Origin of the sequence: Argonema antarcticum A004/B2 (assembly GCF_023333585.1) — a bacterium.
In the GTDB taxonomy this organism is placed as follows: Bacteria; Cyanobacteriota; Cyanobacteriia; order Cyanobacteriales; family Aerosakkonemataceae; genus Argonema; species Argonema antarcticum.
The window spans coordinates 1-13733 of sequence record NZ_JAIQZN010000142.1; the positions used below are offsets into that span (position 1 = coordinate 1).

Consider the following 13733-nt stretch of genomic DNA (forward strand, 5'->3'; position numbering starts at 1 on the left):
TATTTTATCGTTCAAAACTAACGGGGAGGGCGAAGCATTCGGGTATATAGTTTATCGGTCAAAACTAACGGGGAGGGCGAAGCATTCGGGTAGATAGTTTATCGGTCAAAAGCCAAAATTTACTGCCCGAATGCTTCGCCCCTACATAATCTTGTGGCTACTCTTGATGGGTAAGTTGTTGGCTTTAGCGCTAAAGCCCAACAACTTACTAATTAGGGCTAAAATCGGGAATGGAAAAAATCTTACCCACTCTCCGATCGTCCTTATCGACCGATACCTACATAACGGAAACCGGCGGCTTCTAAGGCTTTGCGATCGAGAAAATTCCGACCGTCGATCATGACCGGACTATTCATCAATTTAGCCATCTTGGCGTAGTCCAGACTTTGGAACTGTGCCCAGTCTGTCACCAGCACCAGGGCATCGCAGCCATCTGCTAGCCGTTCGGGATCGGTTTCTACAATTACGCCGCTTAAACCGTGACGCATACCTGTTTGGGAAACCAGGGGATCGTAGGCTTTTACTTTCGTACCCAGGCGGTTAAGCTGTTCGATCAGATTGAGGGCTGGTGCATCGCGCATATCATCAGTATCGGGCTTGAAGGTTAAACCCAACAGACCAACTGTTTTACCTTTGAGGATTTTTAGTTCGTGCTGTAATTTTTCGATCGCAATCACACGCTGGCGTTGGTTGACGCTGACAGCAGCTTTGAGTAGTTGCGTTTCGTAGCCGTAGTCATCGGCGGTGTGGATGAGGGCGGAGACATCTTTGGGGAAGCAGGAACCGCCCCAACCAATACCAGCTTGCAAGAATTTGCCGCCGATGCGGGAGTCTAAACCGATACCTTTAGCTACTTGGGTCACGTCTGCACCGACGCGATCGCAAATATTGGCAACTTCGTTGATAAAGCTGATCTTAGTCGCCAAGAACGCATTGGCGGCATACTTAATCATCTCCGCTGAGTTGATGTCGGTAGCTACCACCGGGACTGGCGGTAAAGAGGTGTCTTCGCCAAACTTACGCTCAACAATAGGAGTGTAGAGTTCCTTCATTAGCCCGATTGCTTTGGGGCTATTGCTTCCCAATACAATCCGATCTGGGTTAAAGGTATCGTAAACTGCCGAACCTTCGCGCAAAAACTCAGGATTGCTGACTACATCAAATTCAGCCGCAATCTTTTCTACCGCCTCTTCAACGCCACCAGCGCCTACCAGCACTTTTTGGCGTTCGGCAATTCCATCCATCACAATCATCCGCACCCAGTCGCCCGATCCGATCGGCACGGTAGATTTATTTACAATCACCTTATAGCCGTCTGTGAGATTGGCACCAATTCCACGGGCAACTGCCTCGACGTACCGTGTATCGCTTTCGCCGGTAGGCAGTGGGGGCGTTCCCACAGCGATGAATAAAATTTCGCCGTGCTTGACACCGGCGGCTATATCAGTGGTGAACTCCAGTTTTCCACTCTGATAGGAAGACTGCATCAATTCCGACAATCCCGGCTCAAATATCGGCGATTGTCCGGCCTTCATTAACTTAACTTTTTCTTCGTTGTTATCTACGCAGATAACGTCATGGCCGATATGTGCCAAACATACACCAGTAACCAAGCCAACGTATCCGGTACCTATAACGCAAACACGCATATCGTGCAAATCCTCAAAGTGAATGATTAAACAAAAAATACCAGCGTTCAGCTAATATGGGTTTTTACGTTTTGGGTAGAGAATGTAGGTTATGTTAATTTTTGATGGTTAATGGTTAACGATCAATTGCTACAAACCATTAACCCTTAACCTTACCTCAGACAATTTCCCTGCTGTATAGTACCCAAAACTCGATCGGGAATTGCTAGAGCCGCGAACCAAATACCCTACACCTACAGATTAGCTAACCGCTGACGGTTGAGAGATGTTGACGCGAGCCCGAAAATCGTCTATTGTCAGATTCAAACCTTCTTGCAGAGGGATCGTTGGCTGCCATCCCAGCCATGTTTTAGCTTTGGTAATATCTGGTTGTCGCTGGCGGGGGTCGTCTTGGGGTAGCGGTTCGTATTTAATCTCCGCATCTGGATTCACCATTTGCTGAATTTTTTGAGCGAGTTCTAAAATAGTGTATTCATCGGGATTGCCCAGATTTATGGGGCCAGTATGCTCACCATTCATCAATCGCATCAATCCTTCCACTAAATCAGAAACGTAGCAAAAACTGCGTGTCTGGGAACCATCCCCGTAAACCGTCAGCGGTACGCCTCGCAAAGCCTGAACTACAAAGTTGCTGACGACGCGACCGTCATTTTCCAGCATTCGGGGGCCATAAGTGTTAAAAATCCGGGCAACCCGAATATCCACATTATTTTCCCGGTGATAGTCAAACGTCAATGTCTCAGCAATCCGCTTGCCTTCGTCGTAGCATGACCGAATGCCGATCGGATTTACATTACCTCTATACTCTTCTGTCTGGGGATGCACGTCTGGGTCGCCATAGACTTCGGATGTAGAAGCAATCAGGAATCTGGCTTTCACCCGCTTCGCCAATCCCAGCATATTCATCGTTCCCATGACGTTGGTTTTGACGGTCTTGATGGGATTGTACTGATAGTGGACGGGAGACGCGGGACACGCGAGGTGATAAACTTGATCTACCTCCAACTTGATCGGTTCGGTGATGTCATGGCGAATTAACTCAAAGTAAGGATGATCGAACCATTTGAGGATGTTTCGCTTGTGACCTGTGTAAAAGTTATCTAAGCAGATGACTTCGTGTTCTTGTGCCATCAAGCGATCGATCAGATGGGAACCAATGAACCCAGCACCACCCGTAACCAAAATTCGCATAAGTATTAAAGAACTGATAGGTTATTTCCAGCGGCTAAAACCGCCGTTATTAATATAACTGCCTTACAGCCATTGCGGTCAGATGCTATCCCGTTGCCGTCGGGAGGCTTCTGTGGCAATTGCGGTTCGATCGGATTTTTGACGTAGATGCGATCGCAATTTGCTATCTTTGTTACACCAAAGGTTAGTCCACAATTAGCAAGTTAGCAAAAAATGCCTCAAAAGACGACTTCTGGTTGCTGAATTCATCAAATCTTTACCATAAATCGGTCATATTAATTAGTTTCTTTACATTTATTAATTAATTTTATTTTCCCAAACACCAAGAATCTGCCCAAAGGGAAATCCTTTGCGACTGTCGGTAGGTGTTTTTCCAATCATCTGAAAATTTTTGCCTGAAACCCTCTCTGGACAAAGCTTTGACTGTCTTCATGCCTGAAGGTAGGTAGTCGCGATCGTTGAAAGGCTTGTCAATACTGGCTTTCTGGCTAAAAACTAAAGTAGGCTCTTTACAAGTTGATGCCCGAAATGCTATATTCAAAGTCGGTAGTCGCAAACGCACCTTGAAAACTAAATATAACAAGCATTCCAAGCTGTTGCGGTTTCAACGCTTATTAATCCCTTTCAGGGATTGAAACCCACTTCTAGTCCGAGAAGAATACCACTTTTGTCTTTTGGTTTCAACGCTTATTAATCCCTTTCAGGGATTGAAACCAGCATCGATCGCTTTCAATCTTTGCTAGAGCCGTAGTTTCAACGCTTATTAATCCCTTTCAGGGATTGAAACTTCCTCCCATTCCTCCTCATATTCAGCCCTCATAATGGTTTCAACGCTTATTAATCCCTTTCAGGGATTGAAACTCGGCATAGCTTTCTTCAAGCATATTTTTACATCCTGGTTTCAACGCTTATTAATCCCTTTCAGGGATTGAAACCAGTCAGGCCAGGAAGCGATCGATTTTACTTCAAAGAAGTTTCAACGCTTATTAATCCCTTTCAGGGATTGAAACTTCGGTGTTGGCCGGGGTGCGTTCGCGGCGCGTTCGTTTCAACGCTTATTAATCCCTTTCAGGGATTGAAACGATTTTGAGTTTTACCAACGATCGTCACAGCCCGTTTCAACGCTTATTAATCCCTTTCAGGGATTGAAACTAACCGGGTTTATTTTAATCACACTCAGCGCCATTGTTTCAACGCTTATTAATCCCTTTCAGGGATTGAAACTCTGTACCAGGATTGACAGGGAAGTTGCGCCCAGGTTTCAACGCTTATTAATCCCTTTCAGGGATTGAAACTTCGCGGCTTCTACGCTGCCCTGGACGGCAGTACGAGTTTCAACGCTTATTAATCCCTTTCAGGGATTGAAACATAAAAGAGCGCTCCTCTCAACCAAACTTATTTATTGTTTCAACGCTTATTAATCCCTTTCAGGGATTGAAACCGATATCTAGCAAGATGACCTGAGAAGCGGATGAAAGTTTCAACGCTTATTAATCCCTTTCAGGGATTGAAACAAAGCACAATAGAATCTGCGCCAGCCAGAGGAAGTTTCAACGCTTATTAATCCCTTTCAGGGATTGAAACTTCTATTTCCCATTTGTCAGAAGTTGCTCTATATCTAAGTTTCAACGCTTATTAATCCCTTTCAGGGATTGAAACAAAGAAACAAAGGTTACCATATTTGATTGAGGAGTTTCAACGCTTATTAATCCCTTTCAGGGATTGAAACGCGATCGCGAGCTGGCCAGCGCTCATCCCCCACTTCGTTTCAACGCTTATTAATCCCTTTCAGGGATTGAAACTCTGCATGGCGAGATGCGATCGAGGCAGCGATAAGTTTCAACGCTTATTAATCCCTTTCAGGGATTGAAACGAAGGAACGCCACCCGCCACCCCCACGCTGCCTGATGGTTTCAACGCTTATTAATCCCTTTCAGGGATTGAAACTCTTATGTATTCAATTTTGGTTGTCATAATAACTGTTTCAACGCTTATTAATCCCTTTCAGGGATTGAAACTCAAAGATAAAATCACAGAATCGCCGGATGGTGAAGACCTTAAGTTTCAACGCTTATTAATCCCTTTCAGGGATTGAAACATCAGATATGCTCTTATAAGCGATTTTAGATTGGGCCAAGTTTCAACGCTTATTAATCCCTTTCAGGGATTGAAACTTGCCTGCACCTGGCGCTCCACCCAGAATTGTTACGTTTCAACGCTTATTAATCCCTTTCAGGGATTGAAACTAATAAAAAATAAACCCTAATCTCTATCACCATTTGTTTCAACGCTTATTAATCCCTTTCAGGGATTGAAACGTATGTAGCACTAATTGCTGTATTATTGGCTGCGGTTTCAACGCTTATTAATCCCTTTCAGGGATTGAAACACATCCCTCTTACCCTGCATTGAAAATCCCTGACGTTTCAACGCTTATTAATCCCTTTCAGGGATTGAAACTCCTTGAAGTGAAGTAAAGAACAAAATAAGCCTGTTTCAACGCTTATTAATCCCTTTCAGGGATTGAAACCCATCGTCAAATATGTTCCTATTCCTAACCCATTAGGGTTTCAACGCTTATTAATCCCTTTCAGGGATTGAAACCGCGATTTTCACGGCAATTATCGTCGCGATCGCTTCGGTTTCAACGCTTATTAATCCCTTTCAGGGATTGAAACTTGAAGATTTCCAAAGCAAGTAATAACGCAGTAGTTTCAACGCTTATTAATCCCTTTCAGGGATTGAAACCTTTTAGTTCTTTGTATTGTTGAAAAGAAAGAAGTTGGTTTCAACGCTTATTAATCCCTTTCAGGGATTGAAACTTGTTAGTCCCAGACCAGAACGGCATCAACGAGATGTTTCAACGCTTATTAATCCCTTTCAGGGATTGAAACCTAATGAGTCTGGTTTGCTTTGCCATTTTTGGGAGGAAGTTTCAACGCTTATTAATCCCTTTCAGGGATTGAAACATTCTTGACGTAACTCTTGAAGCTCGAAATAATAGGGTTTCAACGCTTATTAATCCCTTTCAGGGATTGAAACTTTTGATGGATATTTATTTACTTCTTGCTACTTTCCAGATGTTTCAACGCTTATTAATCCCTTTCAGGGATTGAAACTAAGTAGGCTTAATGGCTTAGAAGATTCACCAGATGTTTCAACGCTTATTAATCCCTTTCAGGGATTGAAACTTTCTACCTCTGATATTTCCTGTCCCTCTGGTATGGATAAAGTTTCAACGCTTATTAATCCCTTTCAGGGATTGAAACATAGTACTTACCGCTGGTACTTTATTAAGAGCTTTGTTTCAACGCTTATTAATCCCTTTCAGGGATTGAAACGAAGCCATTAATTCAAACCAAACAAAAAAAGTGGCGATTTTAGCCACCTCTTCCAAAAAGTTTGAATTCATTCAAAGATTCAGTACCGCTACTCCTTATCCAAACGCAAAACAGCCATAAAAGCTTCCTGCGGCACGTCCACAGTACCGATCGCTTTCATGCGCTTTTTCCCCTTCGCCTGCTTCTGAAGCAACTTTTTCTTCCGGGAAATATCGCCGCCGTAACATTTTGCCAACACATCCTTCCGCAACGCCGGAATATGTTCGCTAGCAACTATGCGACTGCCGATTGACGCTTGCAGAGGAATCTTAAACTGGTGGCGAGGAATCAATTCCTTCAGTTTTTCCACCAAACCCCGACCCACATTGTAAGCTTTATCTCGGTGGACAATCATCGCCAAAGAATCTACCGGATCGTTATTGATGAGGATATCCAAACGCACCAAAGTATTCTCGCGATAGCCAATCAAATGATATTCCATACTGGCATATCCGCGAGAGCGAGACTTCATTTGATCGAAAAAGTCCGTCACTACTTCTGCCAAAGGCAACTCATAAGTCAGGGTGGTTCGTCCTTGGGTGAGATATTTCATATCTTTGAAAACGCCACGCCGAGTTTGAGATAGTTCCATCAAAGTACCGACATATTCTTCCGGCGTAATCATGTCTACTTTGACGTAAGGTTCTTCGATTCTTTCCCGGTATTGCGGATCTGGTAAATGACTGGGATTATCGATGTATAACTCTTCTCCTTTAATGGTGATGACTCGATAAACCACGGAAGGTGCTGTGATAATTAAATCGAGATTGTATTCTCTCTCCAGGCGTTCTTGCACGATTTCCATGTGCAGCAATCCCAAGAAACCGCAGCGGAAACCAAATCCCATCGCGCTGGAAGTTTCCGGTTCGTAGGATAAAGCGGCGTCGTTTAGTTTCAACTTTTCCAAAGATTCCCGCAAATCTGCAAACTGATCCGCATCTATTGGGAACATCCCGCAAAACACCATCGGTTTGGCTTGCGCGTAACCGGGAAATGGCTCGGCTGCTGGCGCATTTGCTAAGGTAATTGTATCGCCCACGCGGGCATCTTCTACCGCTTTAATTGCTGCCGCTATGTAGCCTACTTCTCCGGCGTGGAGTGAGTCCACTTGAATTTGGGTGGGGGAAAGCACCCCTAACTCATCAATTTGGTATTCTTTGCCGCTAACCATCAGACGAATGCGATCGCCTTTCTTCACCGTACCATCCATCACCCGGAAGTAAACAATCACACCTCGATAGCTGTCGTAGTAACTATCGAAAATCAACGCCCGCAGCGGTTGGGATACGGTATCTTGGGGTGGTGGCACCAAATGGACGATCGATTCCAGAATTTCGTCAATCCCAATTCCTTCTTTTGCCGAAGTAAGAATGGCCCCACTACAATCTAAGCCAATAATTTCTTCGATTTCTCCCCTCACCCGCTCTGGTTCGGCACCAGGTAGGTCAATCTTATTCAAAACGGGGATAATTTCCAGATTATTCTCTAAAGCCAAATAAACATTTGCCAGAGTTTGAGCTTCTACCCCCTGAGAGGCATCCACTACCAGCAGCGCCCCCTCACAGGCGGCCAGACTGCGCGACACCTCGTAGGAAAAATCCACGTGACCGGGGGTGTCAATCAGGTTGAGAACGTAATTTTCGCCATCTTTGGCCTTGTAGTTCATTCGTGCGGCTTGCAGCTTAATCGTAATGCCGCGTTCTCTTTCTAGCTCCATATTATCGAGGAACTGTGCCTTCATATCCCGATCGGCCACAGTTCCGGTAGTCTGCAAAAGACGGTCAGCCAGGGTAGACTTGCCGTGGTCGATGTGGGCAATGATGGAAAAATTGCGGATGCGAGAAACGGGCACGTCAGTCATACAATTCCCTTGGTGGTCAAGCAGCGATCGCAGCTAAAAGGTAACATATGTTGCTTTAACTAAACCGCCTTTCATCCCACCGCTAACCGAAGCGGTTAGCGGTGGGATGAAAGGCAGAGGAAAACAGAGGTACGAAGTTTGCCAAATCTTTCTTAGTCAATTCTCCCATAGTTTTACCACAAATTGTATATTTTGTTAGAATAGCTAAAAGAGGTAAGATTGAGTGGTGTATAAAACTGTCCAAGTCCGATTATACCCAACAAAAGAACAACAACAACAGTTAGCGCAAACATTTGGATGTGCTAGATGGTGGTGGAATTTTGCTCTAAACAAATCAATTGAGGTTTACAAAGAAACGGGTAAAGGACTTGGAAGATCTGCACTCAACGCACTTCTACCAGAACTCAAAAAAACTGAAGGAACTGCATGGTTAGCTGATTGTTATAGCCAAATTTTGCAAGCAACAACACTCAACCTAACCACAGCGTACAAGAACTTTTTTGAGAAACGGTCTGGGTTCCCCAAGTTTAAGTCTAAGCATGACAAGCAATCTGTCCAATACCCTCAAAACGTCAAAATTGGAGATGGCAATGTCAAACTTCCAGGCAATATTGGCATAGTAAAAGCCAAAATACATAGGCCAATTGAAGGAAAAATAAAGACTGTTACCGTTAGTAAAACCCCGTCAGGTCGGTACTTTTCATCTATCCTGACTGAAGTTGAAGGTGAAAATCCCACCACAACAACAGAAGGTAAGATTTACGGCATTGATTTGGGATTAAAATACTTTGCCGTTGTCACAGATGGCGCAAAAGTGTCTAAATATAACAATCCTAAACATCTTCCTAAGTATGAAAAAAACCTCAAACGCAAACATCAAAAATTAGCCCGTAAGCAAAAAGGAAGTAACTCACGATATAAATACATAAAAGTAGTGGCCAAAGTGTACGAACGGATTAGTAATTCACGGCAAGATTTCCTACATAAACTTAGTTATAAGTTGGTCAGCGATAGCCAAGCTGTGATAGTAGAAAATCTTCATGTCTTGGGCATGGTATGCGCTTCGCGCACGCTACGCGAACGTAATCACAATTTGGCGAAAGCAATATCTGATGTCGGATGGGGAACGTTTGTCAACTTTTTAGCCTATAAGCTAGAGCGAAAAGGTGGGAGATTAGTTGAAGTTGATAGATGGTTTCCTAGTTCTAAGATTTGTTCCCATTGTTTCTATCAAGTAGGTGAAATGCCATTAGATGTGAGGGAATGGATTTGCCCTCACTGTGGTACTCATCACGACAGGGATGGAAATGCGGCCACAAATATTAGGGAAGAAGGCATCAGAATAATAAAGGCGGATGGTTCAGCCGTCTCTGCTGTAGGAGGGGAGGTCAGACCAAAACTTGGGCGAAAGTCATTCGTTGCGGCACTCCCCCGTGAGTACAGAAGCTCCTGTGATAGTCGGTACTCCGACTTGACGGTGAGTAGTTCACCTACCCACACCATAGCGAGCGTAAGCTTCCTCTAGACTTCTAGTGCTTTAACGCGCTATAATGAGATGTTTATTCTTAGTAATTCATCAAGGTGATATTGTACAATATAAAACCAAACCCAAAACTGTTCGGAAAATTAGTAGGCGCTGCATAATCGCAATGGCTGAGTGACACCCAATCGTCGGGAGTCACTCCACGACAAAGTTAATACCTTTTTGAGGTTTCCACCGTTATCGACTAAGATATCTTATTGCAAATGAAAGAACCAGCCCTTGAAACTCATCGCTCAAATGATAAGGTGGAAGTGTCCGTCCACTTAGACGCAGAATTATTCGATCAAATTAAGCACCTGACGAATGACCCCAGCAAGGTAATTGAATCTGCCATACGTCAGTGGCTTAAAGGTAGCACACACCGAGATGACGAGCTAACTCGCACGCTCCAACGAACGCCAGTACCGCCCCGTGGCGAATGGAATGATTGATACACAGATTACGAAAAAGCAGGTGCTAGATTTGGGCTTGGAAATGTTCAAAAAAATATTGTCTTGACAACCATATCCAAATCTAGTCATTTTGTCCAAAATTAAAAGTGCTAGGATCGGTTCGGGTACTGCCTTGGGCAATCCTCTTTCAACGCCATTCGTTTAAAGTTAATCTGGTTCTAAATTCAAAGTAGCGGCAGTCTGGCGTTAATGCCAAAGTCGCTCGCCGCGATCGCGTAGAGTGTCGCAGGCATATAGCACAGGGTGTTCATAGGGCAAAAAGATCTACCAGGATCGGGGTGAGAGCCCAGATTGCCTCATAACTCACACTAGAAGTTGCGAGACCGACTCTGATGAGCGTGCCTATAGATTTCCAAAAACGGCTTTCTAATGCTCCTGTTAAATCAGCATCCGCTTGGCAAAGCAATCCGAGCGGTTTACAGGAGTTAGGAGCCCAGTTGGCATTTACCCAAGACGCATCAGGCCAATACTTATCATTTTATTGGCAGGAAGCAGAGCTATATGACCTGCACCCAGAAGCTAGAGCCTCTATTCCCCTGAGCGAAACTTTTAGCCCAGCGGCAAAAGGCCCATATCTGGAGCGTTTGCAACAAATTTTGGCAAATAGAGTGCCAGAACATTTGAATTGCCAGTTCCGTTACAAAGAACATACATTCAACTTCGATCTAGTTATTAGCCCGGTTTTGATGCCCGATGGCACCGCTACAAAGGTGCTGGTGATGGGTTCCCAAGTACAGGGACTACAGGAGGGGACAAGCTCTAACAAAGCAAGTGGGGCAGCAGAATTAACTGCTACCTTGGGGTCAGAAGTAGATGTATCGGGTGAATTGTTCTATCATCACGCAGATAAATCATCCCCAATATCGGATGATGCAGATGATCGATCGAGTTGTAAAAATTACCAAAAACTACTAAGCAAAATTTCCCGCAATATCCGGCGCACGCTCGATCTGGATACCATTTGGCAGCAAGCGGTAGACGATCTGGGAGAAGGACTGGACTTGGCCAGCTGCATCATCTGCCCTTATAAAAGCCCCAGCGAGGAAGTAAAAATAGTAGCCGAGTACCGTCAAGAATCGGTGCGATCGCAACTAGGGCAAAAACTAAAGCTAAACAAACCATTCTTAACTAAAGCACTCACAACCCTGGAACCGTTGGTGGTAGAACAGGAATTGAATGCAGAAGACCAACAGGAGTTAATACTGGTGGTCGCAACTTGCTATCAAAACCAACCAAACGCTTTAATTAGGCTGGCTCGACAGAATAGGTTGGACAACTGGACAGCTGAAGAAATAGAACTGGTGCGAGAAATAGCCGATCAAGTCGGTACTGCACTAGCTCATGCCACCCTATATAAAGAATTGGAACAAGCTCGTCAGGAAGCTGAGGAAGCCTCTCGCCTCAAAAGCGAGTTTCTGGCCAATACCTCCCACGAACTCCGCACCCCCCTAAACGGGATGTTAGGGTTCCTCAAGCTAATTATGGAGGGCATGACAGACGATCCAGAAGAGCAAATGGAATTTATCGAGGAAGCCTATCGATCGGCAATACACCTGCTCAACATCATCAACGATATCTTGGATATCGCCAAGATAGAAGCTGGCAAGATGGAGCTAGAATTAGGCCAGGTAGATTTAGACGAAGTGTTGAGCGACGTTGAAGATTTTACCAAAACCCAGGCGGTACAAAAGAAGCTCAGCTTCCGCATTCAAAGGCCACCCACCAGAGACAAAATTATCATTTACGGCAACTACCAACGCCTATTGCAGGTGATGTTAAATCTGGTGGGAAATGCAATCAAATTTACCCATGAAGGTGGCGTACTGATTACGGCTGAAATTGTCAGAAAGAAAGTTATGGTTCAAAACCAGGAACTCCCTGGAACGGTGAAAGTCCGCGTGATCGATACGGGCATCGGGGTGTCTTTAGAAAAGCAGGACAGACTGTTTCAATCCTTCAGCCAAGTGGATGGCTCTCGCACCCGCCAGTACGGTGGAACGGGTCTGGGATTGACTATTTCCCAAAAACTTATAGAAGCTATGAAAGGAGTGGTGAATTTTTATAGTATGGGTGAAGGATTGGGATCGACTGTTACCTTCACCGTGCCGCTGTATCAAGATGTGGTAATGGTTTCAGAACAACAAACCGATGGACTGGATGCTTTAATGTAAGTTGCGGTAATCTTACGCCGGGAACAGAGTAAAGGGGAAAAGGGGGAGCGAAAAAGCTAAAACTGCTCAAATTCTCCCAAGGGTGCAGAAGTCATAACCAAGATAAATTTTGAGGTTAGGAAGGTTTTGTGACTGAGCGAGGTTCAGATCTATACCAAAAACTGCTGACCCAAATTGGCAGGAAGATCCGGGGCACACTCGATATCGATACCATTTGGCAGCAGACAGTAGATGCTCTTGGGCCATTCCTGAATGTGACGCGGTGTATCATTTATGCTTATAAAAATAGCAGTCCGCAAGTGCCGGTGGTAGCAGAATATCGCCAAAAGCCTTTTGACTCTATGCTAGGGCACTTGCTATGGTTAGACGATGAGCCCGCTCTAGCTAAGGCGCTAGAGATCGCAGAACCAGTGATAATAGAACAGAACGTACCCTTGGAGAAGGGAGCCAGTTTGACAGGATCTAAGCTACCGTCTTTATCCATCCTCGCCGTCGCCACCAGGTATCGAAACCTTCCCAATGGGATAATTAGCCTGCATCAGTGCGATCGATCGCGCCAATGGACAACCGACGAGATAGAATTGGTGCAGGAAATAGCAGATCAAGTCGGTGCCTGCGTCGCTCATGTCAATCTTCATCATGAGTTAGAAGAAACCCGCCAGCAAGCGCAAGAAGCCACCCGCCTGAAAAGCGAGTTTCTAACCACCATCTCCCACGAACTTCGCACTCCCCTCAACGGCACAATTGGGTTTTTGAAGCTGATTTTAGATGATATGGTGGATGAGCCAGAAGAACAGCGTGAATTTACTCAAGAAGCCTTCCACTCGTCTTTGCATCTGCTCAGTATAATCAACGATATATTGGATATTGCCAACCTCAAAACCCATAATATCCAGATGGAATTGTCAGCAGTCAAACTGGATGAACTGTTGAGCGCCGTTGAAAAATTGACGAGAATGCAGGTTGAGAAAAAGAATTTGAGCTTTAGCATTGAACTACCAGCTACCTACGACAAAATTATCCTGTATGGAAACTACCAACGGCTGCTCCAGGTAATGCTAAATTTGGTAGGAAATGCGATAAAATTTACTAATGAAGGTAGCGTGACTATCAGCGTCGAAGTATTAAAAAATAAGGTCGTGTTTCAAAACATAGAGCTACCCGGCATGGTTAAAATCCGAGTAGACGATACTGGCATCGGTGTGCCGTTGGAAAAATTAGACAAACTTTTTGGGATTTTTAATAAAGGAGATGGTTCTCTCACTAGCAAATTCGGTGGAACGGGTCTAGGACTCCCCATTTCTCAAAAACTGTTGGAAGCTATGGGCGGTGCTGTAGATTTCTTTAGTATGGGGGAAAATTTGGGTTCAACCGTTACATTGACTGTGCCGCTATATCAAGAACCAGTATTGACATACTCCCCAGCCTGAAGGCGTGGGGATTCTTTACGCTTCATTGGGCCGTGCTACCGGAGTAGTCTTACCGT

At 44.7% G+C, this 13733-nt stretch carries 8 protein-coding genes and 1 CRISPR repeat array; of the genes, 4 read left to right on the forward strand and 4 right to left on the reverse strand.

Features of this window, described 5'->3' with window-relative positions:
• Nucleotides 1-263: 263 nt before the first annotated feature.
• The 4 genes from LAY57_RS32795 to lepA all read right to left on the reverse strand — a co-directional run bounded on the left by LAY57_RS32795 (nucleotide 264) and on the right by lepA (nucleotide 8081).
• Nucleotides 264-1649 (reverse strand): UDP-glucose dehydrogenase family protein, encoded by a 1386-nt coding sequence (locus LAY57_RS32795; RefSeq protein ID WP_249071382.1) that lies wholly within the window; start codon nucleotides 1647-1649, stop codon nucleotides 264-266.
• A 240-nt stretch (nucleotides 1650-1889) separates the two neighbouring features.
• On the reverse strand, nucleotides 1890-2840 hold the full coding sequence (locus LAY57_RS32800) for a UDP-glucuronic acid decarboxylase family protein (protein ID WP_249071383.1): 951 nt from the start codon (nucleotides 2838-2840) through the stop codon (nucleotides 1890-1892).
• 307 nt (nucleotides 2841-3147) lie between these two features.
• On the reverse strand, nucleotides 3148-3402 hold the full coding sequence (locus LAY57_RS32805) for a hypothetical protein (protein ID WP_249071384.1): 255 nt from the start codon (nucleotides 3400-3402) through the stop codon (nucleotides 3148-3150).
• 39 nt (nucleotides 3403-3441) lie between these two features.
• A CRISPR array of direct repeats spans nucleotides 3442-6181; the repeat unit is 37 nt; unit sequence GTTTCAACGCTTATTAATCCCTTTCAGGGATTGAAAC.
• Nucleotides 6182-6269: 88 nt separating this feature from the next.
• Nucleotides 6270-8081, reverse strand: coding sequence for a translation elongation factor 4 (gene lepA, locus LAY57_RS32810; protein ID WP_249071385.1), 1812 nt, complete (start codon nucleotides 8079-8081; stop codon nucleotides 6270-6272).
• A gap of 223 nt (nucleotides 8082-8304) precedes the next feature.
• Here lepA and LAY57_RS32815 point away from each other — a divergent pair, with 223 nt between their 5' ends.
• The 4 genes from LAY57_RS32815 (at nucleotide 8305) to LAY57_RS32830 (ending at nucleotide 13677) form a co-directional block, all read left to right on the forward strand.
• The gene (locus LAY57_RS32815; protein ID WP_338022540.1) at nucleotides 8305-9606 is read left to right on the forward strand and encodes an RNA-guided endonuclease InsQ/TnpB family protein; all 1302 of its coding nucleotides are present in this window, start codon (nucleotides 8305-8307) and stop codon (nucleotides 9604-9606) included.
• A gap of 221 nt (nucleotides 9607-9827) precedes the next feature.
• Nucleotides 9828-10055, forward strand: coding sequence for a hypothetical protein (locus LAY57_RS32820; protein WP_249071386.1), 228 nt, complete (start codon nucleotides 9828-9830; stop codon nucleotides 10053-10055).
• 353 nt (nucleotides 10056-10408) lie between these two features.
• On the forward strand, nucleotides 10409-12247 hold the full coding sequence (locus LAY57_RS32825; protein WP_249071387.1) for a sensor histidine kinase: 1839 nt from the start codon (nucleotides 10409-10411) through the stop codon (nucleotides 12245-12247).
• Between the two features lie 128 nt (nucleotides 12248-12375).
• Nucleotides 12376-13677, forward strand: a complete 1302-nt coding sequence (locus tag LAY57_RS32830; protein WP_249071388.1) for a GAF domain-containing sensor histidine kinase — start codon at nucleotides 12376-12378, stop codon at nucleotides 13675-13677.
• The last annotated feature ends 56 nt before the right edge of the window (nucleotides 13678-13733 follow it).